Origin of the sequence: Caulobacter rhizosphaerae, assembly GCF_010977555.1 — a bacterium.
Classification (GTDB): domain Bacteria; phylum Pseudomonadota; class Alphaproteobacteria; order Caulobacterales; family Caulobacteraceae; genus Caulobacter; species Caulobacter rhizosphaerae.
This window is the reverse complement of the sequence record NZ_CP048815.1, coordinates 5,136,767-5,163,010: the sequence shown is the minus strand read 5'-3', so window position 1 is coordinate 5,163,010 and position 26,244 is coordinate 5,136,767. Positions and strand designations below refer to the sequence as shown.

The following is a 26,244-nucleotide window of genomic DNA, read 5'->3' as shown; positions in this document are numbered from 1 at the left end:
CCGGGCCACCTCCCCCAAAGGGGGAGGAGCTTGTCCGCGCCAGATGCTCCCCCTCTGGGGAGCTGTCGCGGAGCGACTGAGGGGGTACCTCGCGCCTAGTCCCGCAGCAGGTCGTTGATCGAGGTCTTGGATCGCGTCTTGGCGTCGACGGTCTTGACGATCACCGCGCAGGACAGGCTGGGGCCGCCGTTCTTGTCGGGCAGGCTGCCGGGCACCACGACGCTGTAGGGCGGCACCTTGCCGATGTGGATCTGGCCGGTGGCGCGGTCGACGATCTTGGTCGAGGCCGAGATGAACACCCCCATCGACAGGACGCTGCCCTCGCCGACCACCACGCCCTCGACCACTTCCGAGCGGGCGCCGATGAAGCAGTCGTCCTCGATGATGGTCGGGTTGGCCTGCAGGGGCTCCAGCACGCCGCCGATGCCGACGCCGCCCGACAGGTGGACGCGCTTGCCGATCTGGGCGCACGAGCCGACCGTCACCCAGGTGTCGACCATGGTGGAGTCGTCCACATAGGCGCCGATGTTCACGAACGACGGCATCAGGATGACGTTCTTGCCGACATAGGCGCCGCGGCGGACGATCGAGCCGGGCACGGCGCGGAAGCCGGCGGCCTCGAACTGCGGGGCGTCCCAGCCGTCGAACTTGTTGGGGACCTTGTCCCACCACGGGCCCACCGCCCCGCCCAGGGTCCCGGCGTGCATGACCTTGTTGGGGTTCAGGCGGAACGACAGCAGCACCGCCTTCTTCAGCCACTGGTGGGTGGTCCACTCGCCGTCGATCTTTTCCGACACCCGCACCTTGCCGGCGTCGATCATCAGCAGGGTCTCCTCGACCGCCGTGCGCACCGGGCCGGTGGTGGCGGTGGAGACGCCGTCGCGGGCCTCCCAGGCAGCTTCGACTTCGGTCTGAAGATCGGCGAGGGTCAGGGCGGTCATCGTGAGGCTTCCTTCAGGCGCGCCGAGGTCAGGAACCTGGCGAGGTCGTGCGTGCGGTGATGGACGAAATCGGCGGTCGAGGCGGCCGCGTGGGCGCCGACCAGGACGGTGGTCATGCCCAGCAGCGCGGCGGGGGCGAGGTTCTTCTCGCTGTCCTCGAAGAAGGCGGTGGCTGGCGGGGCCAGGGCGTGGCGGGCGACCACCTTCTCGAACGTGGCCATGGCCGGCTTGGGCAGGTAGTCGGCCGTCTCGATGGCGAAGACGTCCTCCATCAGGTGCGCCAGGCCCAGGTGGTTCAGCACCCGGTCGGCGTGGCCCAGCGAGCCGTTGGTGAACACCAGCCGGCGTCCCGGCAGGGCCTCGATCGCCGCCCGCAGCGCCGGGTCGGGCGTCAGGCAGTCCATCGAGACGTCGTGCACCTCGTCGAGGAATTCCTTCGGCTCGATACCGTGATGGGCCATCAGCCCGGCCAGGGTGGTGCCGTGCTCGGTGTAGTAGCGCTTCTGGATGGCCCGGGCCTTTTCGCGAGGCAGGCCGGTGGCCCGCTCCATGAAGTCGGTCATCTTGCCCTCGATCAGGGCCATGAACTCGCATTCGGCCGGATAGAGGGTGTTGTCGAGATCGAACAGCCAGGTCTCGACGTGCCGGAGATCTGGGGTCAGGTCGAGCCCGCTCATTTCGAGATCAGCGTGCCCGCGCCGTGCTCGCTGAACAGTTCGACGAGCATGGCGTGGGGACGGCGACCGTCCAGGATGACCACGGCCTCGACGCCGGACTCCACCGCGTGGATGGCGTTCTCCAGCTTGGGGATCATGCCGCCGCTGGCCACGCCGCTCTCGATCAGGCCGCGGGCCTCGGCGACGGTCATCTGGCGGATCAGCTGGCCCTCGCCGTCCAGCACCCCGGCGATGTCGGTCAGCATCAGCATCCGCTTGGCCTTCAAGGCGCCCGCGAGCGCGCCGGCCACGGTGTCGGCGTTGATGTTGAAGGTCTGGCCCTGCTCGGAGACGCCGATCGGGGCGATCACCGGGATGTAGTCGGTCTCCGAGGTCAGCAAGGCCTGGATGATGTGCGGGTCGATCTTGGTCGGCTCGCCCACGAAGCCCAGGTCGACGGCCTGCTCGATGTTGCTGCCTGGATCCTTGCGGGTGCGGGTGACCTTCTCGGCGGTGATCATCCGGGCGTCCTTGCCCGACAGGCCCACGCCGCGCACGTCGGCCTCGGCCCCGGCCAGGGTGATCCAGTTGGCGATTTCCTTGTTGATGGCCCCCGACAGCACCATCTCGGCCACTTCCATCGTCGCCTCGTCGGTGACGCGCAGGCCATCGACGAAGGTCGACTTGACGCCAGCCTTGTCGAGCATGCGGCTGATCTGCGGACCGCCGCCGTGCACCACGACGGGATGGACGCCCAGCAGCTTGAGCAGCACGGCGTCGGCCGCGAACAGCTTGGCCACCTGCTCCTGGCCCATGGCGTGGCCGCCATATTTGATCACCACCGTCTCGCGGTCGTAGATCTGGATGTAGGGCAGGGCTTCGGCCAGGGTCTTGGCGGTGGCCCAGCCCGCTTCCTCGGCGACGTCGGTCAAGGCGGCGGTCCTGTAAGGCGAAAGGCGGGCCTCGATAGCGGACGTGGGGACCCCTGTCACGTCTTCAACCTCGATTGTCATCCGCGATCTCCGCGCCGCCGGCCCGGGATGACAGGCAGGGGGCTCAGTCACCCTCGCGGCTGAATCGCCACTTCAGCGCCAGAACCGCGCCGGACATCAGCAGGCAGGCGGTGTTCGAGGCGATCACCGGCCAGGCCTTGATCAGCACGCCATAGGCGATCCAGCAGGAAAAGCCGGTGACGGTGACGACATAGGTGCGCAGCGACACCGAGGAGGCGTCCTTCTCGCGCCAGATCTTGACGATCTGCGGGGCGAAACTGGTGATCGACAGCAGGGCGGCCGCCGTGCCGACAACGGAAGCCACAAGCGGAACGCCCATGCCTAGACGGCTTGGGGCAGGGCCGAGAGGCCCCAGCGCTCGGCATAGGCCGGCGACAGCTCCAGCCCGATCGGCGGCGGGCCGGGGGCTTGGCCCTCGCGCAGGCAGACGGTCAGATAGGACAGGGCGGTCTTCACGCCGTGTTCGGAATAGGGCTTGCCGATCACCCCGCAGGCGCCGGCGAAGTCGTCGGGCAGGCGCTTGACGTTGGCGGTCATGAACAGGGCCACCCCGCCGCAGTCGTTATGGATGGTGCGGGCGACCTCGACGCCCGTGGGGCCGTCGCGGAGGTGGACGTCGACCAGGGCCAGGTCCGGATGTAGGTCGCAGGCCAGGGCCACGGCCTCGTCCGAGCTCATGGCCAGGCCGACGGAATGGAACCCGACCTCCTCGACCAGGAACTCCAGCTCTGTGGCCAGCAGGACCTCGTCTTCCACGATCAGAACGTCGAGCGGGCGCTCGGTCATCACCACATCAACCTTCTTCAGTGATGAACGCCATTGACCGGCAAGTGCACCACGACGCGCGTCCCGGGGTCGGCGGGCGTGGTCTCGGTCCGCGCCTTAAGCTGCTGGCACAGCAGCTGGACGATGGTCAGACCGAATCCGCCCGACGATGCGGAACTCTCCTGTCCAACGCCGTCATCGGTGATTTCGATCCGGAAATCTCCATTCTGGCGTGCGATGCCGACGAAGATCTCGCCCTGGCCGTTCATGGCCTCGGGCGGGAAGGCGTGGCGCAGGGCGTTGGAGAACAGTTCGCTGATCACCAGGGCCAGGGGGGCGGCCTTGGAGGCGGCGATGTCGACGCGTTCCAGGTCCAGGCGGACCTTGATGTCCTCGCGCCGCGCCGCGCCCATCATGTCGTTGACCAGGTCGCGCACGAAGGCCGAGACGTCGAAGCGCTCGACGTCGTCGCTCTGGAACAGGCGACGATGGACGGTGGCGATGGCGCTGACCCGCTCCAGCATGCCGCGCAGGCTGTTCTTGACCGCCGGGTCGGTGACGCGGCGGTTCTGCAGCAGCAGCAGGGACGAGATGAGCTGGAGGTTGTTCTTGACCCGGTGGTCCACCTCGTGGAGCAGGGCGGTCTTCTGTTGCAGGGCCTGGGTCAGGTCGGCGGTGCGGGCCTCGACGGCGGCCTCCAGCCGGCTGCGGGCGTCGCCCAGCTCGAACTCGACCTGCTTCTTGTCGCTGATGTCCAGCTGCGAGCCGAAGAAGTAGTCGATACCGCCGCTCGCGCCGCGCACGGGCGACAGGCTCAGGGCGTTCCAGAAGGTCGTGCCGTCCTTGCGGTAGTTGAGGATGTCGATCGTGAGGTCCTCGCCGTCGGCGACGGCGCGGCGCAGGCGCGTGACCATCGCCGGGTCGGTGCCGGGCCCCTGCAGGAAGCGGCAGTTGCGGCCGATGACCTCGTCGCGGCTATAGCCGGTCAAGTCCAGGAAGGCGTCGTTGGCGAAGATGATCGGATTGTCGGGCTGATGGGCGTCGGTGACGATCATCGCCATGCGAACGGCGCGGATCGCCGCCGCGAAAGGGTCGCCGACGCCATGCTCGGCGGCCAGGTCTTCCGCCGCGCGTTCCGACCGCAGGATATCCGTCATTCGTGAGAAGCCCGACCTTCTGACCCGCCGCGTGAGTTCCCAGAACGCCAGCTGGCAAGTCGGGTTCCAGACGGTCGAGCAAAACCCGGAACGGCGGAAACGCCAAGCGTTTCCGCCGCCAAGGTCGGCAGGGGTGGGCGGCCGGGCCTATTTCGGCTTGTAGATCCGGTCGAAGACGCCGCCGTCGGCGAAGTGGGTGGCCTGGGCCTTCTTCCAGCCGCCGAAGGTGTCGTCGATGGTCACCAGCGGGATGGACTTGAACCGCGAGGCGTACTTGGCAGCGGCCGCGGCGTTGCGCGGGCGGTAGTAGTTCTTGCCGATCAGGTCCTGGGCGATGGGGCTGTAGAGGAAGTTCAGATAGCCCTCGGCCGCCAGACGGGTCTTGTGGCGGTCGACGTTCTTGTCGACCAGGGCGACGGGGGGCTCGGCCAGGATCGACAGCGACGGATAGACGATGTCGAACTTGCCCGGCAGTTCCTCCTGCGCCAGATAGGCCTCATTCTCCCACGACAGCAGCACGTCGCCCAGGCCGCGCTGGGTGAAGCTGGTCGTCGCGCCGCGCGCCCCGGTGTCCAGCACCGGCACGTGCCGGAACAGCTCGCCGACGAAGGCCTCGGCCTTGGCGGGGCTGCCGCCCGGCTGCTTCAGCGCCCAGGCCCAGGCGGCCAGGTAGTTCCAGCGCGCCCCGCCCGAGGTCTTGGGGTTGGGCGTGATCACGTCGATGCCCGGCTTGATCAGGTCGCCCCAGTCCTTGATCTTCCAGGGATTGCCTTTGCGGACCAGGAACACGATTGTCGAGGTGTAGGGCGTGGAGTTCTGCGGCAGGCGCGACTGCCAGTTGGCCGGCAGCAGCTTGGCCTTGGCGGCGATCTCGTCGATGTCATAGGCCAGGGCCAGGGTGACGACGTCGGCTTGCAGGCCGTCGATCACCGAGCGGGCCTGCTTGCCCGAGCCGCCGTGGCTCTGGTTGATGGTCAGGGTCTGGCCGACCTTGTCCTTCCAGTACTTGGCGTAGGCGGCGTTGATGTCCTTGTAGAGCTCGCGGGTCGGGTCGTAGCTGACGTTCAGCAGGGTCAGCGGCTTGACGCCCTGGGCGTGGGCCGAGCCGGCCAGGGCGGCGGGAACGGCCAGGGCCGCGGCGCCGGCGGCGCCCGAGCCCAGGAGGCCGCGTCGCGTGGGGGTCTTGAGATCTTGGGTCATGGCGATGTCGCTCGCTAGAGAAGGTGGATCTTGAATACTCGCGACCAGCCTGGCCCTGGCTGGCGACGCCGCGCGGGCGTCGGTCCACGTCCCTCCCTCGCGAACGGAGAGGGACGTGGCTTCGCCCGATCTTAGAACGCGTACTGGCTGCGCAGGTTGACGGCCTTGTAGCTCTGGCCGATCTGGAGCCCGGCGGCGTCGCGACGGTCGACGTCGACGTCCAGATAGTCCAGCGAGAACTTGGTCACCGAGTTGGGGAACCAGTTCAGGCCGACGGTGGCGATCTCCTGCACGCCGCCGCGCACCCGGTCGGCCGCCATGGTCGCATATTCGTGGTGGTTCAGGTCCAGCACCGAATAGCGGGCCGCCAGTTCCCAGGCGCCCCACTTGCCGGCCTTGGGGTCGAACGGGTTGTCGATCGCCGGCGCGTCGAAGGCGAAGTTGGCGGCGTTGTACTTGCGCTGCTCGCCGGTCAGCACCCAGCCGCCCTCGAGGTACCAGCCCGAGAACTTCGGATCGGTGACATTGGCGGCGCGGTTGCGGCGGTCCAGCGCGATGTCGAAATACTCGCCCTGGATCAGGAAGTTCTTCTTCTGGGCGGCCAGTTCGAGGCCGTAGTGGCGAGCGCCCGACGAGTCGATGGCCCCGGTGCTGACCAGGCGGGTGCCGTCGGTGCGCAGCTCGGGACGGTCTTCCACGGTGATCGGGTAGGCGCCGGCTACGGCGGTCTGGGCGGGCTGGGCCACACGGCTGGCGTTGACGCCGACATGGGTCAGCCAGTCATAGCCCTTGAACGGGATGAAGGCGACGCGGCCCACATAGCCCAGCTGCTCGTCGAAGGTGGCGCCGTCGCCGGCCTTGGCGCCGGTCACCGCGCCCGAAATCAGCCAGCGCTCGCCCACGGCCTGGGCCTGCAGCGAGATGCGGCGGTCGGCGCCGGCCAGGCCGCGGGTGGCTTCGGAACCCGAGGGACGCTCGGGGAACAGCGAACCGTTGGTCGAGGCCGCGTCCTCCAGGCCCAGGTTCGGCGCGAACGCCCCGACCTTCACCTTGAAGGGCGCATAGTTGTACTGCAGGTACAGCTCCTGCAGCTGGCCCGCGCCGTCGGTGCCCGCGCCGCCGAAGTCCAGCAGCACGCCGTAGTCGAAGTTCTTGAAGGCCTTGCCGTCGACGCCCAGGCGGGCGCGGCGGAAGTTCGTGCCGCTGTTGAGGTCGCGGCCGGTGGTCGTCGCCGGCAGGCCGCTGTCCTGGTTGTACCAGGTGGCGTCCAGCTGCATCACCGCGTGGATATTGGCGCTGAAGGCGCCGTCGCCCGAGGCGATGGTCGGCTTGCCGCCGGCGATGCTGACGGTGGTCTGGGCCTGGGCGGTGCGCACGTCCTTGAGGCTGGCGGCGGTCGCGGCCTTCAGGTCGGCGATCTGGCCGGACAGGGCCTCCAGCTGGGCTTCCAGCGCCTCGATGCGGGCCTGCTGCTGCTCGGGGGTCTGGGTCGCCCCCGAGGCGCTTTGGGCGTGGGCCGCGCCGGTCATGGCGATCAGCGAGGCGCCGGCGATCAGCGCCGTGCGCAGGGCGGCCCCGGCGGTCGTGTGAATCTTGGTCATGGTTTTCCCCTCTCGACGCCTTGGCCGGCGTCGCCGTTAGCGAGACAAAAGACGATTATTCCTACGTGTTAAATAGAGATAAGAGCGGAAGGCTTTGAGTTTTCCTTCAGGCCCCTTTTCGGACCCTTGGGTCCGCACGCAGGCAGGCGGTTGGATTCAAAACGAAATAGGCCCGCGCCGAAGCGCGGGCCTATTGATCAGTGTGCGTACAATTGACCGAAAGTCGATGGGACCTGCGGTCGCGGGTCGATCAGAACATCGCCCGCCCGGTGAGCTTGAGGTTGTAGCGCTTCTGCTTCTTGGCCGCCTCGGCGTTGGCTTCCAGCGCCAGGTAGGACATGGGGGTGCCGGCCCGCAGGGCGAAGCCCAGGGTCACCGCGCCGTCCTTGTCGTCGGCCGCGGCCAAGGTGGTGACGGGGGCGCCGCTGTAGGCGAAGCTGTAGACCGTGTCGCCCAGCTTGCCCGCCAGGGTCTGGCGGTAGCCGACCCGCACTTCGGGACGCCACCACAGGTCTCTGCCGTAGTCCGCGCCGAAGACCACGCCGACGTCGCCGGTCAGGCTGTCGGACTTGCGCTTCTGGCGGTTCTGATCGAAGCCGTTTTCGGCGTTCGGGGTGGCGGTGGGGCCGCCGCCCTTCTCGTTTCGCGCGCCCTCGTCCAGGTAGAGATAGTTGAGATAGGCCTCGGGGCGAACGAAGTAGCGGCGGGCGAACTTGGCCTCATAGGCCGTGCCCGCGTAGGCGTTGAAGGTGTAGCCGTTCCACTTGGCGCTGTTCCTGCGCTGGACGTCGGCCGCGCCGTCGCCGTTCAGGTCGCCGGAATTGAACGTCCGGTCGCCGTCGTACCAGCCATAGCCGCCGCCGCCGCCGACGTTCATGCGCCAGCCGCCGATCGACCGGCGCCAGTAGGCGCCCAGCTGAACGAAGTTGCCGGTGGTCTGCTCGCCCACCTTGGCGGCGATGTCGTGCTCCTCGACGCTGACATAGGCCAGGGTCAGGCCCAGGGCGCCGCCGGCGTCGCCCATGGCCTCGTAGCCGCCGACGAAGCCGAAGGCCTGGGTGTCCGACCCCATGGTGTCATCGGTGTCGCGCCGCACCAGGGTGTTGATCTCCTGGATCCACAGGCTGTCGGGCCCGTAGCGGTCGCCCGGATCGGGGCGGAAGGCGGTGGCGGTCGAGATCGCGTGGTTGACGTCCTGCAGGGCCGCGAAGAAGCCTTCGCCCTGGTCGGGCGTCATCTGGTCGTACAGACCCAGCAGGCCGTCCTTCGTCGACTGGCTGAGGAAGGCGTTGGCGATGGCCGTGTCCTTGCCCAGGGCCGCGAAGGTGGCGTCATAGGCCGAGGCCTGGGTCGCGTTCATGCCGATCTCGGCGGCCGTGCGGCGACGGACGTCCAGATAGACGTTGTTGGAGTCGGTGCGGCTGGAGGCGACGTACAGGTAGGGCGTGCCGCCCAGCAGGTCCTGGTTGATCGTCCCGGCGGTCAGCGAGCCGGCGGTGATCACCGTATAGCTGGTCGGGGCGCTCAGCAGGCTGGTCAGGCGCAGGCCGATCTGGGCGCCCGAGGCGATGTTGGCCGAGCCCGAGACCACCAGGTGGGTGTTGGCTCCCGCGCCGTTGTTGGCGCTGGGATCGGCGGTGAACACCATCTTGCTGTCGGCGCCCAGGGTCAGGCTGGTGGCGTTGATGGTCTCGGCGTTGGTCAGGCCCAGCGAGCCCTTGCCGACATTGATCGCCAACTGGCCGTCCGAATCGCGCAGCGCGCCCAGCACCACCGCGCTTCCGCCGATGTTCAGGGTGTCCGCGCCGGCCCCGAACGACAAGTCGCCCACCACGTTCCCCGTCTGGACGTCGAAGGTGTCCGCGCCCGAACCGAAGCGGATCGCGCCGACGATCGTCGGGGTGACGGTGGTCGAGGTCGAGGTCGCCGTGGTGACGGTGTCGGTGCTGGGATAGGTGGTGGTGACGGTGGTCGAGACCGGCGCCGCCTGGGTCAGGGTCACGCCGCCGGTCGAGGCGCTGAGGTCCAGGGCGACCGCCGCGCCGGTGGCCTTGGCCGTCGTGGTGGTCGTGCCGTCCGCCTTGACGGTGGGGGCGGCGACCTGGGCGATGATGGCGCCGCTGTTGGTGATCGTCTTCAGCGTGCCGGACGTGTCGAGCACGGCGATGGCGTCGCCCGTCTCGCCGCTGCGGGTGGCCGTGATGTTGCCGCTGTTGGTGAGGTTGGCCAGGTTCGCGCCGGCGTTGACGACCAGGCCGCGGGCGTCGCCCGTCAGGCCCGAGCCGGCGTAGGACGAGCTGACCGCGCTGATCGCGCCACGGTTCCACAGCGACGGGACCGCCGCGCCGGCCGTCAGGTTGACCCCGGTGGCGTTGGCCTCGCGGGCGCTGGTCGAGACGCTGCTGTCGAAGCGCGCGCCGCCGACCAGGGTCGTGGTCTGGCCGGTCTGGCCGCCGATCTGCACGCCGGTGGCCGCCACCTTGTCATAGACGCCGTTGGCCGAGATGGCGCCCTTGGCCAGCAGGCCATAGGCGTTGTCGGCCGCGCCCACGGCGCCGATGGTGACGGCGCGGGTGTCCGAACCGATCAGCAGGGCGGGGGCGCCCCCGATGGCGGTGATCGATCCCGTGCCGGTCGTCGAGGACGAGATCGTGGTGGTGGTCGTCGTCGTGCCGTTGACGGCGGTGGAGCCCGTCGGTCCGTTCAGCAGCACGCCGCCGGTGACGTCGCCGGCGACCCGCACCGCCGGACCGCCTTGCAGCAGGTCGTCGGCGTCGAGCTTGACGACCGAGGTTTCGGCCGGCCGGGTGGTGTAGCGGTAGCCTGTCGCCGAGACCGCGCCCTGGATGGCGAAGGCGCCGGTCACGTTGTCGTCCAGGGCCACGCCGACCGCGTTCTGGCCCAGCACCGAAACCGATCCGCTCTGGGTGACCTTGCCGGTGACCGGGCCGGCGACATGGACGCCATAGGCGTTGTCGCCGGTGACTGTGATCGAGCCGGCGGTGGTCAGGTTGCCGACCAAGCCGCTTTCCAGCGAGACGCCGGCCGAATTGTTGCCCTCGATGGCGATCGAGCCGGTCGAACCCTGGACGATGTCGCCGGTGAACACGCCGGGGCCCACCAGGCGGACGCCGTAGCGGTTGGCGCCCTTGGCGAACACGCCGTCGACGTCGCCGTCGCCGTCGGTGTCGGTCGGGGTGTAGTCCTCGGTCAGGCCGATGGCGGCGTTGTTGGTCACTGAGCCCGTCGTGCCGCCCTGGATCAGGACGCCGGTGGAGTTGTCGACGCCCACCGTGGTCAGGCCGTTGCCGCCCAGGGTGACCTTGTTGTTGCTGTTCAAGGTGACCAGCGGGCCGGCCGTCGTCAGGGTGATGCCCCCGCCGGTGTCGACCTTCACGTCATCGGCGGCGCCCGCGGACGTCGCCGTCGCGGTGGCGATCGGCGTCGTGCGGGCCGTGTTGATGACCGTCTCAGCATAAGCGCCGAACGCCATGGCGAGGAGAGGAGCGGTTGCGACTGTCGCGACCAGGACCTTGCGCTGCATTCCGAACGACACCTTAGAGATAATCCCAGACCCCAGATTGCGGCACGTTGCGGCGAAATTGCGGTGCTTTCCGACAGCGTCGCGCGACGAGGCGTTTGACGGTCTATCGCAAGCGTTCCCAGGGCGCCATATCTGGTTCGCCGAATCCTCCCCTCGCTGAAATCGAGACTGCCGCATGCCGATGGCCTCGCCGTCTTCGTCTGCCCGCTCCGACGGGGCCATCCGCACGCCCCTGGCGGTCTGGGGCGCCGTCCTGGCCGGGCCCGCCGCCCTGCTGGCGCTGGCGGCGGCGGGCGGAGCCAACGCCACGGCGGCCATCCCCCTGGCCCTGGGCAGCGGCGTCGCCGGCTACGTCCTGACCCGCCGGACGCTGAACCGGCCCGCCGATCCCGCCGCGCCGACGCCCGTCCCGGCCGCCCAGGACCATCCGCCGCCCTTCGGCCTGATTCTCGAGACCTTGCCGGATCCGCTGATGGTGATCGCCGCCGAGGAGGCCGACGACCTGACCGGCCGGCGGTTCGTGTTCGCCAACGCCGCGGCGCGGGACCTGTTCAAGCTGCAGCCGCGCGGCGGGCTGCTGGTCTCGGCCCTGCGCAGCCCCCAGGTGCTGGAGGCGGTGGACGAAAGCCTGTTCGGCGGCGTGCGGCGCTCGGTCGACTATGTCGGCGGCGGGGCCCAGGGGCGCGAATGGGCGGCGCACTGCGCGCCGCTGGGCGTCGACGAGCGCGGGTCGCGCCTGGCGCTGCTGGTGCTCAGCGACGAGACCGACGCCCGCCGCAGCGAGCGGACCCGGGCCGACTTCCTGGCCAACGCCAGCCACGAGCTGCGCACGCCCCTGGCCTCGCTGTCGGGCTTCATCGAGACCCTGCGCGGCCACGCCAAGGACGATGTCGGCGCGCGCGACAAGTTCCTGGGCATCATGCAGGCCCAGGCCGAGCGGATGGCGCGGCTGATCGACGACCTGATGAGCCTGTCGCGGATCGAGCTCAACGAGCACATCGCCCCGCTGGGTCAGGTCGACCTGGCCATGGCCACGATCGATGTCCTGGACGCCCTGGCGCCCCAGGCCAAGGAGAAGGCCGTGGCCTTCGATCCGGTCCTGCCGCCGCGCGGCGCGGCGGTGGTCGAGGGCGACCGCGACCAGATCGTCCAGGTGATCCAGAACCTGGTCGACAACGCCATCAAGTACACGCCGCGCGACGGGGTGGTGCGGGTGGAGATCTTCTCGGGCCTGACCGCCGACATGGCCGCCGCCCCGCGCGACCCGGGCGCGGCGCGGATGTCGCTGCTGACCCCCGACCACGCGGTGGACGAGCGCTACGCCTCGCTGCGGGTCAGCGACCGGGGGCCGGGCCTGGCCCGCGAGCACCTGCCGCGCCTGACCGAGCGCTTCTACCGGGTCGAGGGCCAGAAGAGCGGCGAGCGTTCGGGCACGGGCCTGGGCCTGGCGATCGTCAAGCACATCATGAACCGCCACCGGGGCGGCATGACGGTCGAGAGCGTGCAGGGCGAGGGCGCGGCGTTCGGGGTCTATCTGCCGATGGCGCGGGGTGACGGCCGGGACCCATCGGCGGGCGCCACGTCTCCGTCGCCGCTTTCCACCTAGCCCGTCGTCCCCACCTAACCGTCATCCCGGGTCTCGTGCCCGGGATCCCCGGTTCAGCTGACGGTGAGACGCCACGGCGCGCTGGCGCGCCACACCCTCGCACCTGCGGCGGATGGAGGGGTCCCGGGCACGAGGCCCGGGATGACGGCGGGGGGCGGAAGCCCCGAACCCGCCCTTCCCGGACGCTGTCGCAAAACTGTCGCCAAAACGTCGCATAAGGTCGGCGCCCGCACGGCATAGATCGGCGCGGGCGGTACGGCGCGTTGGGCGTCGCCACCGCATCCTTCGCGCAAGACCCCGCCGCACGCATGCTGACCTGGCTCTCGCTCCTTTTCCTCGCCCTGTTCTCCGGCGCGGCGTTCATGGCCGGCCGAAGCCGCGCGTTGAAGTCGTCCGGCGGCTCCACGGCCAAGCTCCACTCGCTGCCGAACTATTACGGCCTGTACGCCGCCCTCTGGGCCGGCGCCCCCGCGGCGCTGCTGCTGCTGCTGGGCGCGGCCTTCGGCGGTCGGGTCGAGGACGCCATGCTGCAGGCCCAGCGCCCGGCGGTTGTCCAGGCCCTGACCCCTGATCGACAAGACGTGTTCTTCAGCGACGTCAGCGCCGTCGCCGTCGGCCAGGCGCCCAGCGAGGTGGCCTATGAGGGCCCGCTGAAGGCCGCCTTCGACGCCAAGGTGGTCGAGGCCAAGCGGATCGACGGCATCGTCAGCTATTCGGTCCTGGGCCTGGCCGGCCTGCTGGCCCTGGCCGGGTTCCTGCTGGCCACGCCGCGCATCAACACCGAATTCCGCGCCCGCAACCGGGTGGAGGGCTGGATCGCCGGCGTGCTGGTCGCCTGCTCGGTCGCCGCCGTGCTGACGACGCTCGGCATCGTCATGTCGCTGATCTACGAGAGCTGGCGCTTCTTCGAGAGCGTCTCGCCGCTCAGCTTCCTGTTCGGCACCGAATGGGCCCCGCAGATCGCCATGCGCGCCGACCAGGTGGCCTCGTCCGGCGCGTTCGGCGCGGTGCCGCTGTTCGCCGGCACCTTCCTGGTCATGATGATCGCCATGCTGGTGGCCGCCCCGATCGGCCTCTACTCGGCGATCTACCTGTCGGAATACGCCGGCCGCGGCCTGCGCTCGACGATCAAGCCGCTGCTCGAGATCCTGGCCGGGGTGCCGACCGTGGTCTACGGCTTCTTCGCCGCCCTGACCGTCGGCCCGCTGTTCCGCGCCTTCTTCAACGGCATTGGCGAGCAGATGGCCGGCGGCCCGCTGGACGGAATCGCCCAGTACCTGATGCAGGTCCAGAACCAGATGGCCCTGGTGGCCGGGGTGGTGATGGGCATCATGCTGATCCCCTTCGTCTCCTCGCTGTCGGACGACATCATCAACTCGGTGCCCCAGAGCCTGCGCGACGGCAGCTACGCCATGGGCGCGACCAAGTCCGAGACCGTCAAGAAGGTGGTCCTGCCCGCCGCCCTGCCGGGCATCATGGCCGCCATGCTGCTGGCCGTGTCCCGCGCGGTGGGCGAGACCATGATCGTCACCATGGCCGCCGGCCTGCAGGCCAAGCTGACCGCCAACCCGCTCGACACCGTCACCACCGTGACCGTCCAGATCGTCACCCTGCTGACCGGCGACCAGGAATTCGACAGCCCCAAGACCCTGTCGGCCTTCGGCCTGGGCCTGACCCTGTTCGTGGTCACCCTCTGCCTGAACATCATCGCCCTGCGCATCGTCCAGAAGTACCGGGAACAATATGACTGACGCGGCCATTTCCCCCGGCGCCCCCGCCGCTCGCCCGGCCTCGTCGGCCCGCGACGCCCTGCTCAAGAAGCGCCACCGTTCCGAAAAGCTGTTCCGCGCCCAGGGCATCGCGGCGATCGTCATCGCCATGATCTTCCTGGTCGTGCTGGTCGGCCGCATCGTGGTCCAGGGCTATTCGACCTTCGAGACCCACACCCTGACGGTGCCGGTCTACCTGAACCCCGAGCGCATCGACACCAGCGCCCTGGAAGGGGTCAATTACGACTACATCGTCGCCGAGGCGATGATGAAGAAGCTGGGCGTCCAGGACGACGACCTGGGCACAGTGTCCAGCAAGGTCCAGGACCTGGTCTCGCGCGACTTCGGCAACCAGCTGCTGCAGATGGTCAAGAAAGATCACTCGCTGATCGGCAAGACCGTCGACGTCACCGGCTCGGTCAAGGCCGACGCCGACCTCTACTACAAGGGCGAGATCAAGCGCTCGACCGCCGAGGGCGACCGCAAGCTCGACAACCAGCAGCTGGACTGGCTGGACCGCCTGAGGAAGGACGGCACCGTCAAGGCCGGCTTCAACACCAAGTTCTTCACCAATTCAGACTCGACCGAGCCCGAGCAGGCCGGCGTCTGGGGCGCGGTGATCGGCTCGGCCATGATGCTGGTCATCACCGCCCTGATCGCCATCCCGGTGGGGGTGATGGCCGCGGTCTATCTCGAGGAGTTCGCGCCCAAGAACCGCTGGACCGACGTCATCGAGGTCAACATCAACAACCTGGCCGCCGTGCCGTCGATCGTCTACGGCCTGCTGGGCCTGGCCCTGTTCATCAACTGGCTGCACGTGCCGCGCGGCTCGCCGCTGGTCGGCGGCCTGGTCCTAGCCCTGATGGCCCTGCCGACCGTGATCATCGCCACCCGCAGCGCCCTGAAGGCGGTGCCGCCGTCGATCCGCGAAGCCGCCCTGGGCGTCGGCGCGTCCAAGGCCCAGACCGTCTTCCACCACGTGCTGCCGCTGGCCATGCCCGGCGTGATGACCGGCGCCATCCTGTCGCTGGCCCACGCCCTGGGCGAGACCGCGCCGCTCTTGATGATCGGCATGGTCGCCTTCGTGCCCGGCGCGCCGGAAAGCTTCACCAGCTCGGCCACCGTGCTGCCGGTCCAGGTGTTCATCTGGGAGAACGCCTCGGAGCGCGCCTTCCACGAACGCACCGCCGCCGCCATCATCGTGCTGCTGGTCTTCATGATCGTCATGAACGCCGCCGCGGTGATCCTGCGCCGTCGCTTCGAACGCCGGTGGTAGACTGATGCGCCTTCTCAATCCCCTCGCTTCCTGCCTTTCGCTGGGACACGCCATGCCGACCGAAAACCGCGACGACACGATCGCCGCTCACGCGCCCGCCCTGGCGGCCGCCATCCCCGCCGGCCACGGCCACGTGACCACCACCGAGTTCAAGATCCGGGCCCGCGACGTCAATGTCTTCTACGGCGAGAAACAGGCGCTGTTCGACGTCTCCCTGGACGTGCCGGCCAAGTCGGTCACCGCCTTCATCGGCCCGTCGGGCTGCGGCAAGTCGACCTTCCTGCGCTGCATCAACCGGATGAACGACACCATCCCCTCGGCCAAGGTCGCGGGCTCGATCGAGATCGACGGCGCCGACGTCAACGCCAAGAGCGTCGATCCGGTGGTGCTGCGCTCGCGGGTCGGCATGGTGTTCCAGAAGCCCAACCCGTTCCCCAAGACGATCTTCGAGAACGTCGCCTACGGGCCCAAGATCCACGGCCTGGCCACCGGCAAGGCCGAGCTGGAGGCCATCGTCGAGAGCAGCCTGAAGAAGGCCGGCCTGTGGAACGAGGTCTCCGACCGCCTGCACCAGCCCGGCACCGGCCTGTCCGGTGGCCAGCAGCAGCGCCTGGTCATCGCCCGCGCCATCGCCGTCTCGCCGGAAGTGATCCTGATGGACGAGCCCTGCTCGGCCCTCGACCCGATCGCCACCGCCAAGATCGAGGAGCTGATCGACGAGCTGCGCAGCCAGTTCTGCATCGTCATCGTCACCCACTCGATGGCCCAGGCCGCCCGCGTGTCGCAGAAGACCGCCTTCTTCCACCTGGGCAAGCTGGTCGAGAGCGGTCCGACCGAGGAGATGTTCACCAATCCTCGCGACACCCGCACGCAAGACTACATCACCGGCCGCTTCGGCTAACCGGAGGAAGCAACCGATGACCGAACATACCGTCAAATCCTACGGCGAAGAGCTGAACCACCTCACGGCCGAGGTCACCCGCATGGGCGGCCTGGCCGAGGCCCAGGTCGCCGACGCCATCGACTGCATCGCCCGCCGCGACGCGCCCCTGGCCCAGCAGGTGGTGGCCCGCGACGAGCGGCTCGACACCCTGCAGGGCGAGATCGAGCGCAAGGCTTTCCGGCTGATCGCCCTGCGCCAGCCGATGGCCGTGGACCTGCGCCACGCCGTGGCCGCCCTGAAGATCTCGATGAGCCTGGAACGCTGCGGCGACATGGCCAAGAACATCGGCAAGCGCGCCCTGATCCTGACCGAGGCCGACCCGATGAGCGCCCTGACCCGCTCGATCGAGCGCATGGGCCGCCTGGTCCAGGGCCGGCTGAAGGACGTGCTGGACGCCTACACCGCCTCGGACCTGCAGCGCGCCATCGGCGTGTGGGGCCGCGACGAGGAGGTCGACGAGCACTACAACGCCATCTTCCGCGAACTGCTGACCTACATGATGGGCGACCCCCGGACGATCAATCCGTGCGCCCACCTGCTGTTCGTGGCCAAGAACCTCGAGCGGATCGGCGACCACGCCACCAACATCGCCGAGATCATCCATTTCGAGCTGACCGGCGAGGAGATTATCTCCCAGCGGCCCAAGCTCGAGCTGTCGAACTAGGTAGAGGGCCAGCGCAAGTGACTCCGTACGTTCTGGTGGTCGAAGACGAAGACGCCCTGGCCACCCTGCTGCACTACAATCTCGACAAGGAAGGCTATGTCGTCGGCGTGGCCGGCGACGGCGAGGAGGCCCTGACCATGGCCTCCGAGCGCGCCCCCGACCTGGTGATCCTCGACTGGATGCTGCCCAAGGTCTCCGGCATCGAGGTCTGCCGCCGCCTGCGCGGCCGCTCCGAGACCCGCAACGTGCCGATCATCATGCTGACGGCGCGCGGCGAGGAGAGCGACCGCATCCGCGGCCTCGACACCGGGGCCGACGACTACGTGGTCAAGCCGTTCTCGATGATCGAGCTGACCGCCCGCGTCCGCGCCGTCCTGCGCCGCATCCGCCCGGGCCTGGCCGACGACCGCATCACGGTCGGCGACATCGTCATCGACCGCGTCGCCCACCGCGTGAAGCGCCAGGGCAAGGAAGTGCACCTCGGCCCCACCGAGTTCCGCCTGCTCGACTACCTGATGCAGCACCCGGGCCGGGTGTTCAGCCGCGAACAGCTGCTGGACGCGGTCTGGGGCTCGGACGTCTATGTCGAGGCCCGCACGGTGGACGTCCACATCGGCCGCCTGCGCAAGGCGCTGAACGGCGACGTGGACGGCGACCCGATCCGCACCGTGCGGTCGGCGGGGTATTCGCTGGATTTGGACGCGGCTTAAGGGCGGATCCAGGTCCCGCCTGATTCTCTAATTGGCCGTCATTCCCGCCCGTGTTTCGCGCGCAACCGACAAAGGCTCGGCGTAGAAGCTCTTGCCAGCTTCACGCAGGGCCTCGTCCCGCTGAATCGCCCAGGCGATGACGGTCTCGAAGTCCCCGTATAGCGTGGCTTGCACCTCACCCCGCTTGTCACCAGGCGTCAGGACGATTTTGTCGATGACCGCCCGCAGGTCCTGCGCCGCCCGATCCCGGTCTTCCAACCGGTTCAAGGCGTCGATCAGGCTTTCCACACGGCGGCGGTAGAGATCAGCGACATTGGGGTGAACGTCCGGCGCATCGGCCGGGGCCTGCGCCATCTGCGCCTCCAACGTCTCGACATCGGCCTCCAAAGCCCGCAGGCGCTCCATGAGCGGGCGGCTGTAACCGCCATCCTCGATAGCCGCGACGATACCGGCGAGGGCCTTGCGCGCCTTTTCCAGGCGCTGGACGTCCGCGTCCCGCGTGGCCCGGCGGTGCTGGTTGAGGCGGTTGCTCTCCTCGATGAAAGCCCGCATGGCCTCGGCGATCACCTCGGGCGAGACGAGGCGATCCTTGAGCCCAGCGATGACCCGCGCCTCCAGCACGTCGCGGACGATGGTGCGGCTGTTGGAGCAACCCTTGCCCATCACGTGGCCAACGCAGCCGAAGCGGTTGTTCCCGCGCTTGGCCACCGATCCCCCGCACACGCCACAGACCAACAGACCAGACAGAAGAGTCTTGGGCCGCCGGTTGGCCGATGCGGCCGCCGTGCGGCTCTTGGCCATGTTGTCCTCGTAGACGTGGATCAGGCTGTCTTGACGCTGCCGCGCCGCATCCCACAGCGCGTCGCTGACGATGCGGAGGTGCGGCGCATCCACCGTGACCCACTCGCTTTCGGGGTTGAACCGAGGCTCCACGCGCCCAGTATCGGGGTTCTTCATCCGTCGACGACGGTTACGCTGGCCACGACCACAAGCTTGCCGGCCACGGCGCGCAGGTCGTGGGCATGCATGTCGGCGATCTGCTCCAGCCCATGCGCCTGCCGCCGATGCAGATGCTTGAGTCTCGCCTCTAAGCTCTCCTTCTCAGCGCCAGCCTGATCAAGCTCCGCCCACCGCAAGCTCAGGCGGTCGATCTCGGCGTCAGCCGCCAGCCATTGCCCGCATCGTTCGACGATCGCATTGGCGTGGGTGGACTTCGCGCCGACAGCCACCGGAGCGGCGGACGCCGCGCCCAGAATGGCGCGACGCGATAGGGAGAAGGAAGTCGGCTGTCCGCAGGCATAACTAGGCTCCCAGGGCGAAGGATCGATCCGGGCTGATCTCAAATCAGTGGAGTTCGATGCTGTTGCCGCTACAGTCGACTGAAATTCACTGACTAGGTCAATGAAATTCCGTCAAGATAGATTGAATCCCGGTGGTGCAATGATAGTCCCGGCCCAAGTTCGGATGGCCCGCGCGGCGGTCGGCTTCAGCGTCCGCAAGCTGGCCGAAACCTCGGGCGTCGCCGACTCCACCATCCTGCGGTTCGAGACCGGCAAGGGCGATATCCTCACCGCCAACCTCGCCAAGCTGCAATCGACGCTGGAGGCGGCCGGAGTGGTGTTCGTGTCGGCCGACGCCGCCGCCGGCGCCGGTGTCCGCCTGAAGCGCTAGGCGGCGCTCTGGAGTTCGGCCAGACGCTTCTCGCACCGCTCGCGGACCATCTCCCGCAGCACGCCGATCCGCTCTTCCAGCCAAGCCAGTTGCTCGTCGGTGATGTGGTAGTGGCGCGAGTAGCGGGCTTTCACATAGGCCTCGCGGATCAGTTCGTAGCATCGCCGCTCGAACTTGTTCTGTCCCGGCCAGACCTGGGCCAAGGCCGGGTCCAGGCCTTCAGCCAGCTTGCGTAGCTGGTTCAGGCTATGGGTCTTGGGGCTGTAGAGCGTCAGGACCAGGAACAGCGTGTGATAGTAGCGCTCGGCGGCCTGATGCAGTTCGAAGGCTGCCTTCTTGGACCAATCTGGGCCACGAACAACGTGCTCGCGCCCGGTCTCAAAAAACTGGTCAGCGCTCTTGAGCCACTCCTCGTAGTAGTCCCGACTTTCCTGAAGCGCTTGCGCTGCCGACAGCGGCGCCGGCGCCGCTAGCGGATGGCCCGGCTCTTCGAACAACACGACGCCGTCGCGAACGATATCCGTGAAGAAGTAGCGGCCGAGCGTCAGCTGCTCATTCACGTCGTCGAGGGCGTGGTAGATCACGCTGACGGGGGTGCGCAGGTGCTGGCCTGAGGCCAAGGCTTCGACCAGCGTTTCCTCGGCCTTGGCCCAGAACTCCGGGACGTCGGTCAGGTCCTCGTGGTTGACGATGACGAGGATGTCGAAGTCGGAGAAGTACCGGCCGACCGGGTCCTCCACCCAGTCGCCACGAGCGTAGCTGCCGAACAGGATGATCTTGAGCAGCTTGGCATTGCGAAAGCGCGGCATGGTCCGGTGCGCCACGGCGCCGGCGAAAGCCACGCGCAGGGTCTCGACCACGAACTCCAGTTCGCGGCGCTTGCCGGCGGGGAGATGGTCGAGGCTCTGCTTCATCCAGGCCAGTTTCCGGTTTCGAGCGCAGGTTGCAAGCCGAGACCCGAGGGCCGCGATTCACATCTGAGTCAGCAGCCATAAGCGGAGTCGGGAATTCTGGCGCCACGGCTGACCAGCGTGGGAAGACTTTCCCTGAAGCGGCTTAAGCCGCACGCCGAGCCACAGCCAGGCGACCGGCAGGCGGTCAAGGGTGGCTGCCCCCATGCGGCGCTGCCGACAGAGTACACCCGCCGATTTACGGTCAGCGCCGCGTAACTGATCAAGTAGCGCTGAACTGCTGGACGCCGACAAGCGGACGCCGCCAACATCCGAGAAGGGGGGAAGGCGGGCATTGAGTTCTCGGTTGAACCCGACAAAATGTCGCCTTCTCGAAGATCGAAAGGCTCACATGCGGCTCCGTGTCTTGCTTCCCTTGGCGGCTGCCGTCGTGTTGGTGGCCTGCTCGTCCGCTTCGCAAAATGAACCTACGAAGCCTGACCTCGTACGATCTCGCGAGGACGCCATAGTGATCGCGAGTTCAACGTGGGCTGAGTTAAAACTGCCAGATCGGCCACTTCGCGCAGGCTTAGATGCGGGCAAGTGGATCGTTCAACGAGTGTGGCGAGTGGGTGACCCGACTGAGGAGGCGGTGATTATTGACGCGAAAACCGGGCGAGCGGAACGGTCCTCAACTGAAGTGATGGTGACGAACCTAAATCGTCGATAGTTACGAGGTCCGACTAGGGTCGGGTCCCGAATTTGGCGCCGGAGTAGAAGGCAGACCTTGGGGCGCGCTGCCGGATCTAGGCCCGCTCTACGTTAACTCCATGACGCGGCAACTTTAGCTACTAAGTCAAGTTCCACGACCCAGCTCGAAGCATTTTGGGTCTGGGTCGTTATTGTTTCTTTATAGTCAGATATTTCGATAATAAATCCACAAATTTTGACAGCTTTAGCCGGATAAACAAAATTGTAGAATGTCAATGCCCGACCATCGCTACTCGCGATCCATAGATCAAATCCATCATTATCTGCCGACGAGCAAAATACAGGTGGAGAAGATTTATTAATTACGCCGATCGATGTTTCTTTCCAGTGAGACATATAGTCGCCGTGACCCCAAATTCTGACGGAAGAATGCACGAACTCCGTTTCTTTACCTAGAAATATTTTAGCAGGTGAAAACCCGCGCGGCACTTGGCTCGATAGGGGCTTTTCCAAAAATTCCATTCCGAAACGACGCATTATTGCTTCAACCTGGTTGCGAGATCTGAAGAATATGTTCCAATTCTCTTAAGCTTATTCCCAACCACCTCGAACATTTTCCACCCTCCCGTCACATTGTGACCATCGATATCTCGCGAAATTGCTAACCTACCTTTGCGAAACACATCTTGACCATGAGAACGACCTAAGCTCTTATCTAATTTGAAGCCGAGCTTCTTCGCTGCGGCAAGGTCAATGGGGCAAGCGTTATGCACCCAAGTTTGACCCTCACCAACGAAGTAGGTGTGGAAGTCCTCGATCTCCAGATTGTAGGTGCGCACCACCCGGTCGGTCCTAACGACCGAAACCACCGTCGCTGCTCCTGAGGCTGTCAGCACTTTCGCGCCGGCTGTTAGCTTGGCGGCAGGCGTCCACACGCCGTCAGCCGTGCGGAACGGATGCTCCTCCGTGGTGTGGATCGTCTCGCGGCGCAGTGCGCGCCTGGTCGCCTTGATCGCGACCGTCACGTCCCAGATTTGGCGCTCCTCGCCGGGAATGAGCGCCGCCACCGATTTCTGGGCAGTCAGGCCGGTTGTCTCGTCGCGCGAGAGGACGAGATCTCCCACCTTGACGTGCTCGATGGCCTTGGGGCCATCCGCCGTGGCCACCTCGGTTCCCGCTTCAAAACAATTGCAAGCTTTCAATAGGCTGCCCAAAGCCAGCCCGCCCTCAATCAACTCCGGGGCGCCGATCGCGCAAGTCGCCGCGCACAAGAAGTAACCGCCGTATTTCTCATCGAATTGATCTCTGGCGAGGCGATTCAGAGCCTGATCTCCAGTGCACGAGAAGCCGCAGATCTGAAGAGCTCGTTCGCCCGTGAAGCAGCCTTTTCTTTCTAGGCAGGCCGTAACAAAAATCTCATCAACACAGTTTACACCAGTCGTCTCGCACTGCGTCCCACTTGGATCGGTCGCGTTGACCGGGTCGTTGCCGACATAGGCGTACCAGTTCATGCCGTCGCCGTAGCCGATGGGGTCGGTTTGCAGAAATCGGCCCAAGGTCGGCGAATAGGCCCGGGCCTTATAGTGGTAGAGCCCCAACTCCGGGATCCAGACCTGGCCAGTGTACTGGAAGCGGCCGAGGTTGCTGGCGGCGGGAATGCCGTATTCATCGTAGGTGTTAATCGTTGTCGCCACGCCCGAAGCGTTGGTCACGGCCACGACCGAACCGCGTTCATCGGCCAGCAGGAAGCGCCGGTCGCTGATCCCTGAGCCTTCATACCAGACCAGGGGTTGGTCGGCCTCAGGACCCGGCACGTAACGCCTAACGATGACGTTGCTGGAATTAAGCTCGGCAATAAGGTCATCGCCAGAATAGACGAACCGAGTGGTAGTCGCCGCCGTCGTCTGGCCCAGCCGCCCCAGCGGGTCATAGCTCAAGGTGGCGCTGTTAGCGCCGGACGCGCCGGTCAGGCGGTTGTCGAGGTCATAGTCGAAGGCCGTGCCGCCATCATTGGTCAGGTTGCCCCGGCCATCATAGATCAGAACCGATGAGCCAGCCTCGGCCGCCTGATTGAGCCCATTGATCGTATAGCTGCGGGCCGTCGCGGCGGCCGACCAGTCATAGAGTGGGTTGGATGAGCTACGCGTCTTAATCTGGCCAGCGGCGTTATAGGTATAGGTCCAGATCTGATCTTGCGCCGTCCCGGCCAGATCATGGCTTAGATAGTTCAGGCGCGAGGCGTCGTCGTAGGTGTTCCAGCTGTTGACGCCGTTGCCCCGGTAAAGGTATGTGCGCCGGCCAAGGTCGTCATAGCCGAGGACCGCCAGATAGGTCGGCCCGTTCTCGCGCACCCCGATCAGGTCACCGGCAACGTCGTAGTCATAGTCGACGTAGACGCCATCCGACCACTGCAACTGCGTAAGCCTCCCGGCGAGGTCATGGCCGGTATAGGTCGGGAACCAGGTCCCGTCGCGATAGTCGTAGGTATAGGTCGGACGGCCTAACGCGTCGAAATAGTGAGCGACGATCTTGTCAGCCAAGGCGCCGGAGTAGGTGTAGGTCGGACGCCCCAGATTGTCGTAATAATACCAACCCCTGGGATCGTCGCGATAGGTCAGCCGGTTCAGGGCGTCGTAAGTGTAGTTGACGAACCGTCCGTCGCGCTTGCGCCAAACTGTGCGATTGCCGTTGGCGTCGTAGCCATAGGCGTCGTAGTCCCCGGTCGAGCTCGTGCAGCAGATCGCGTTCGGGTACCGGACCGCCGACAGACGGTCAAACCCGTCATAGCTGTAGGTGGTCAGGTTGCCCTTGCCGTCGGCGACCGTCGCTTCCTGGCCGTTGGCGGTATAGGTGACCACCTTCTCGATGCGCTGCGCGCCGGACAGATAGCCCGACACCACGTCCACGACACGATCAGCGGCGTCGTACTCGGCCACCGTGATTCGGTCGGGGCCGTCACTCCCCGGAGGGCCAAGGGCGCAGGCGTCGGCAGTCGCGCCGAATTTGGCCGGGTTCATCCGCTCGGTCGAGCAGATCAGCCGGCCGGCCGTATCATAGCTATACTGGGTCAGACTCTGGATCTTGCCGGTGGCGCTGAGCAGACTCTCCGAAGCCTTGCGGCCGAGGCTGTCATAGGCTGTGGCCGTCTGTTGCAAGGCCGAGAAGCTCGACAAGGCGGTTTCGGACTGGTTGGTTGTCGTGCCGGCCTCCACCAAGATGACCCGGCCGTCGAGGTCGTAAGTGGTGCGGCTGGCTCGGTAGAGCAGAGGTCCCGCGCCATCAGGATCTGGCCCCAACTCCAGGTACACTTGACGCATGGCATTGCGGTATGTGCGGGCGGTGTCACCGGTTCCAGGTAGCGGCCCATCGATCGTCGCGATGTCACCCTTGGTGGTATAGGTGTAGGCGGTCGTCGCAGTCAGAGGGCCAACGCCGGCCCCGCTGGTCGTCGTCAGCGGCAATAGGTTGCTGGCCAGGCTGGAACTGCCCGCCTCATAGACGATGGTGGTCTTGGCCTCGTCAACGGTCTCCGTGCAAGACGCCAATGTGGCGCATTGCGAGATCGCGGTCGGCAGATAGATCGCCGTCGCGCTCTCAGTAATCACGCCGTTGGCGTCCTTATACCAGGCCTTGAATGGCGCGTAGGCCGTACGGGTCTGGGGTTGCACGGCTCCGGAAGTTGGAGCCGGCGCCGTCACCGTCAGCACCCCGCCGTGTGTGGCGTCATAGGTGTAGGTGGTGGTATTGCCCCGCGCGTCGGTCACAGAGTTGGGCTTGTTACAGGTCTTGGGATTGGCGCAGGTGGCGTCATAGCTCGCCGTAACGCCGATACTGGCCAGCCCTGAGCCAGGCTTGGCGACTTGGGTCACGCTGATAAGGTTTCCCCGGCCATCATAGCTGTAGTCGGTATAGTTCTGTTCGGGCCGGGTGGCGCGCAGCAGACGGCCGTTGGTGCTGTCGTATGTGTAACTGGTCGTCGCGTTGGCGCCATTGGTGTCCGAAGTCATCCGGCCGAGCGACAAGCCGGTAGTGACGGTGCGCACGTGGCCCAATGGGTCGGTGACAGTGGCGGAGCGCGTGGTCGTGTAGTCGGTATAGGCGTAAGTCCAGGTTCCCACACCGTTCGCCACCGTCCGCACCCGGCCGTCCGTGCTGTAGGCGATGGTGACGGCGCTACCCCCCGGGTGCTGGATGCTGGTGATCTTGCCGCCGGTCATGCCGTAGGTGGTGGTTCGCAATAGAGCATCGGTGATGGACAGGCTCGAACCGTCCGCCGCGGGTGCGAAGCTCAGGTTCGGCCAGATTTGCGAAAACGTGCAGCTGTCGGCGGCCGGATCGCAGGCGTCGAGCGCGGTGTTTAGGGCCGTGACCTTGGAGAGCGTCGCGCCGCTGCTGTACTCGTACTTGATCATGTAGCCGCGGTTGTTCGACACCGACTGCAGCCGCTGGCATCCGGTTCCGCAAGCCTTGTAGACATAGGTCAGCATCTCACCCGACGGTCGGGTCAGGGAGATGATGTTGCCGGCGTTGGCGGCGTTGGGCGTGGTTCCCGCCAGGGCGGTCGAGAACACCGCCACGGTGCCGTCCGACGCGGTGTGGGCATAAAGCCCCGTCGAGGAATCATAGGTCAGGGTCTGGGAGGAGCTACCCATGAACTGGTTTATGATTGGGGAGCCGGGGCCTCGCACGAACATCGATGAGGCGCCGCCGATGCTCACCGTGTAGAAGGTAACGTTGTTACCCATGATCGTGCCGGGTTTGCTGTTGATCGTGCCGACCAGTGCGCTACGGCCGGTCGGACCGCCATAAACATAGGCTAGGCCGCCATCTGCAGGGCCGATCGCGGCGGAAAGCTGGCCGACGTTAAACGTGCCGGTCGACAGGTCGACGCCGTTGGCGTCGATGGCGGTGAAGACTGGCGGGGCCGGGATCGAGGTCTGAGCGTTGGCCGGCGCCGGTGGCGCAACGAGGGTCAGGAAGGCCAATCCGGCCATCGTCAAGGCCACCCCGCGCGCCAGCGTCGTCAAGCCTGCGCGCATGGCTGCGCGGAACGCGGTGAAAATCATCGGCTGGGTCATCAGATCGTGCGGCTCGGAAGGTCACATGGATGGTGAGGGTGCAAGGGCG

General features: G+C 66.7%; 21 protein-coding genes. 7 read left to right on the top strand and 14 right to left on the bottom strand.

The genetic code is table 11. The features are described 5' to 3' along the window. Positions 1–95: 95 nt before the first annotated feature. The 9 genes from dapD to G3M57_RS23555 form a co-directional block, all read right to left on the bottom strand. Positions 96–941 (bottom strand): 2,3,4,5-tetrahydropyridine-2,6-dicarboxylate N-succinyltransferase, encoded by an 846-nt coding sequence (gene dapD, locus G3M57_RS23595; RefSeq protein ID WP_056754643.1) that lies wholly within the window; start codon positions 939–941, stop codon positions 96–98. Next, the gene (locus G3M57_RS23590) at positions 938–1,618 is read right to left on the bottom strand and encodes a pyrimidine 5'-nucleotidase (RefSeq protein ID WP_369800275.1); all 681 of its coding nucleotides are present in this window, start codon (positions 1,616–1,618) and stop codon (positions 938–940) included. The genes dapD and G3M57_RS23590 overlap by 4 nt, the downstream gene beginning before the upstream one ends. Next, entirely contained in the window at positions 1,615–2,529 is a 915-nt protein-coding gene (argB, locus tag G3M57_RS23585) for an acetylglutamate kinase (RefSeq protein ID WP_056754641.1), read from the bottom strand. Before argB ends, G3M57_RS23590 begins: the two co-directional genes overlap by 4 nt. A 124-nt stretch (positions 2,530–2,653) precedes the next feature. Then, positions 2,654–2,929, bottom strand: a complete 276-nt coding sequence (locus G3M57_RS23580; protein ID WP_056754638.1) for a SemiSWEET family sugar transporter — start codon at positions 2,927–2,929, stop codon at positions 2,654–2,656. Between the two features lie 2 nt (positions 2,930–2,931). Beyond that, the gene (locus G3M57_RS23575; RefSeq protein WP_056754704.1) at positions 2,932–3,396 is read right to left on the bottom strand and encodes a response regulator; all 465 of its coding nucleotides are present in this window, start codon (positions 3,394–3,396) and stop codon (positions 2,932–2,934) included. Between the two features lie 17 nt (positions 3,397–3,413). Next, a complete protein-coding gene (gene lovK / locus G3M57_RS23570) occupies positions 3,414–4,532 on the bottom strand; it encodes a photosensory histidine protein kinase LovK (RefSeq protein WP_163233281.1) in 1,119 nt (372 codons plus the stop codon). 147 nt (positions 4,533–4,679) lie between these two features. Beyond that, positions 4,680–5,732, bottom strand: a complete 1,053-nt coding sequence (locus G3M57_RS23565) for a sulfate ABC transporter substrate-binding protein (RefSeq protein ID WP_056754633.1) — start codon at positions 5,730–5,732, stop codon at positions 4,680–4,682. 131 nt (positions 5,733–5,863) lie between these two features. Continuing rightward, the gene (locus tag G3M57_RS23560; protein ID WP_163233280.1) at positions 5,864–7,333 is read right to left on the bottom strand and encodes a porin; all 1,470 of its coding nucleotides are present in this window, start codon (positions 7,331–7,333) and stop codon (positions 5,864–5,866) included. A 250-nt stretch (positions 7,334–7,583) separates the two neighbouring features. Further along, a complete protein-coding gene (locus G3M57_RS23555) occupies positions 7,584–10,877 on the bottom strand; it encodes an autotransporter domain-containing protein (protein ID WP_163233279.1) in 3,294 nt (1,097 codons plus the stop codon). Between the two features lie 175 nt (positions 10,878–11,052). Here G3M57_RS23555 and G3M57_RS23550 point away from each other — a divergent pair, with 175 nt between their 5' ends. The 6 genes from G3M57_RS23550 to phoB all read left to right on the top strand — a co-directional run bounded on the left by G3M57_RS23550 (position 11,053) and on the right by phoB (position 17,845). Then, entirely contained in the window at positions 11,053–12,483 is a 1,431-nt protein-coding gene (locus tag G3M57_RS23550) for a sensor histidine kinase (protein ID WP_163233278.1), read from the top strand. A gap of 308 nt (positions 12,484–12,791) precedes the next feature. Then, positions 12,792–14,234, top strand: coding sequence for a phosphate ABC transporter permease subunit PstC (pstC, locus tag G3M57_RS23545; protein ID WP_056754619.1), 1,443 nt, complete (start codon positions 12,792–12,794; stop codon positions 14,232–14,234). Further along, complete coding sequence (gene pstA, locus G3M57_RS23540; protein WP_163233277.1) at positions 14,227–15,528, top strand: phosphate ABC transporter permease PstA; 1,302 nt, start codon at positions 14,227–14,229, stop codon at positions 15,526–15,528. The genes pstC and pstA overlap by 8 nt, the downstream gene beginning before the upstream one ends. A 52-nt stretch (positions 15,529–15,580) precedes the next feature. Beyond that, positions 15,581–16,429: a phosphate ABC transporter ATP-binding protein PstB gene (gene pstB / locus G3M57_RS23535; RefSeq protein WP_056754611.1), complete on the top strand. Its 849-nt coding sequence runs from the start codon at positions 15,581–15,583 to the stop codon at positions 16,427–16,429. Positions 16,430–16,445: 16 nt separating this feature from the next. Then, on the top strand, positions 16,446–17,135 hold the full coding sequence (phoU, locus tag G3M57_RS23530; RefSeq protein ID WP_163233276.1) for a phosphate signaling complex protein PhoU: 690 nt from the start codon (positions 16,446–16,448) through the stop codon (positions 17,133–17,135). 17 nt (positions 17,136–17,152) lie between these two features. Continuing rightward, positions 17,153–17,845 carry a phosphate regulon transcriptional regulator PhoB gene (gene phoB, locus G3M57_RS23525; protein WP_012288542.1) on the top strand — a complete coding sequence of 231 codons (693 nt, stop codon included), beginning with the start codon at positions 17,153–17,155 and terminating at the stop codon, positions 17,843–17,845. A 27-nt stretch (positions 17,846–17,872) separates the two neighbouring features. On the opposite strand, the gene G3M57_RS23520 is transcribed toward phoB, so the two are convergent. Further along, positions 17,873–18,802 carry a recombinase zinc beta ribbon domain-containing protein gene (locus tag G3M57_RS23520; RefSeq protein WP_163233275.1) on the bottom strand — a complete coding sequence of 310 codons (930 nt, stop codon included), beginning with the start codon at positions 18,800–18,802 and terminating at the stop codon, positions 17,873–17,875. Further along, positions 18,799–19,074, bottom strand: coding sequence for a hypothetical protein (locus G3M57_RS23515; protein WP_163233274.1), 276 nt, complete (start codon positions 19,072–19,074; stop codon positions 18,799–18,801). Before G3M57_RS23515 ends, G3M57_RS23520 begins: the two co-directional genes overlap by 4 nt. A gap of 235 nt (positions 19,075–19,309) precedes the next feature. Between G3M57_RS23515 and G3M57_RS23510 the strand changes: the two genes are divergently transcribed. Then, positions 19,310–19,516, top strand: coding sequence for a helix-turn-helix domain-containing protein (locus G3M57_RS23510; protein WP_230983836.1), 207 nt, complete (start codon positions 19,310–19,312; stop codon positions 19,514–19,516). Here the strand turns inward: G3M57_RS23510 and G3M57_RS23505 are convergent. The 3 genes from G3M57_RS23505 to G3M57_RS23495 form a co-directional block, all read right to left on the bottom strand. Further along, positions 19,513–20,430, bottom strand: coding sequence for a HEPN domain-containing protein (locus G3M57_RS23505; protein WP_163233272.1), 918 nt, complete (start codon positions 20,428–20,430; stop codon positions 19,513–19,515). The genes G3M57_RS23510 and G3M57_RS23505 overlap by 4 nt on opposite strands. Before the next feature lie 798 nt (positions 20,431–21,228). Beyond that, complete coding sequence (locus tag G3M57_RS23500) at positions 21,229–21,654, bottom strand: hypothetical protein (protein ID WP_163233271.1); 426 nt, start codon at positions 21,652–21,654, stop codon at positions 21,229–21,231. Further along, positions 21,654–26,195: a polymorphic toxin-type HINT domain-containing protein gene (locus G3M57_RS23495; RefSeq protein ID WP_163233270.1), complete on the bottom strand. Its 4,542-nt coding sequence runs from the start codon at positions 26,193–26,195 to the stop codon at positions 21,654–21,656. The genes G3M57_RS23500 and G3M57_RS23495 overlap by 1 nt, the downstream gene beginning before the upstream one ends. Positions 26,196–26,244: the final 49 nt, after the last annotated feature.

Bases quoted from the DNA above. Each gene is read 5' to 3' on its own strand.
- G3M57_RS23550 (WP_163233278.1), top strand. From the start codon at position 11,053: ATGCCGATGGCCTCGCCGTCTTCGTCTGCCCGCTCCGACGGGGCCATC.
- G3M57_RS23555 (WP_163233279.1), bottom strand. From the start codon at position 10,877: ATGCAGCGCAAGGTCCTGGTCGCGACAGTCGCAACCGCTCCTCTCCTC.
- pstA (WP_163233277.1), top strand. From the start codon at position 14,227: ATGACTGACGCGGCCATTTCCCCCGGCGCCCCCGCCGCTCGCCCGGCC.
- G3M57_RS23500 (WP_163233271.1), bottom strand. From the start codon at position 21,654: ATGCGTCGTTTCGGAATGGAATTTTTGGAAAAGCCCCTATCGAGCCAA.
- G3M57_RS23520 (WP_163233275.1), bottom strand. From the start codon at position 18,802: ATGAAGAACCCCGATACTGGGCGCGTGGAGCCTCGGTTCAACCCCGAA.
- G3M57_RS23575 (WP_056754704.1), bottom strand. From the start codon at position 3,396: ATGACCGAGCGCCCGCTCGACGTTCTGATCGTGGAAGACGAGGTCCTG.
- pstC (WP_056754619.1), top strand. From the start codon at position 12,792: ATGCTGACCTGGCTCTCGCTCCTTTTCCTCGCCCTGTTCTCCGGCGCG.
- lovK (WP_163233281.1), bottom strand. From the start codon at position 4,532: ATGACGGATATCCTGCGGTCGGAACGCGCGGCGGAAGACCTGGCCGCC.
- G3M57_RS23565 (WP_056754633.1), bottom strand. From the start codon at position 5,732: ATGACCCAAGATCTCAAGACCCCCACGCGACGCGGCCTCCTGGGCTCG.
- dapD (WP_056754643.1), bottom strand. From the start codon at position 941: ATGACCGCCCTGACCCTCGCCGATCTTCAGACCGAAGTCGAAGCTGCC.
- G3M57_RS23590 (WP_369800275.1), bottom strand. From the start codon at position 1,618: ATGAGCGGGCTCGACCTGACCCCAGATCTCCGGCACGTCGAGACCTGG.
- G3M57_RS23580 (WP_056754638.1), bottom strand. From the start codon at position 2,929: ATGGGCGTTCCGCTTGTGGCTTCCGTTGTCGGCACGGCGGCCGCCCTG.
- G3M57_RS23505 (WP_163233272.1), bottom strand. From the start codon at position 20,430: ATGAAGCAGAGCCTCGACCATCTCCCCGCCGGCAAGCGCCGCGAACTG.
- G3M57_RS23560 (WP_163233280.1), bottom strand. From the start codon at position 7,333: ATGACCAAGATTCACACGACCGCCGGGGCCGCCCTGCGCACGGCGCTG.
- phoU (WP_163233276.1), top strand. From the start codon at position 16,446: ATGACCGAACATACCGTCAAATCCTACGGCGAAGAGCTGAACCACCTC.
- G3M57_RS23510 (WP_230983836.1), top strand. From the start codon at position 19,310: ATGGCCCGCGCGGCGGTCGGCTTCAGCGTCCGCAAGCTGGCCGAAACC.
- G3M57_RS23495 (WP_163233270.1), bottom strand. From the start codon at position 26,195: ATGACCCAGCCGATGATTTTCACCGCGTTCCGCGCAGCCATGCGCGCA.
- pstB (WP_056754611.1), top strand. From the start codon at position 15,581: ATGCCGACCGAAAACCGCGACGACACGATCGCCGCTCACGCGCCCGCC.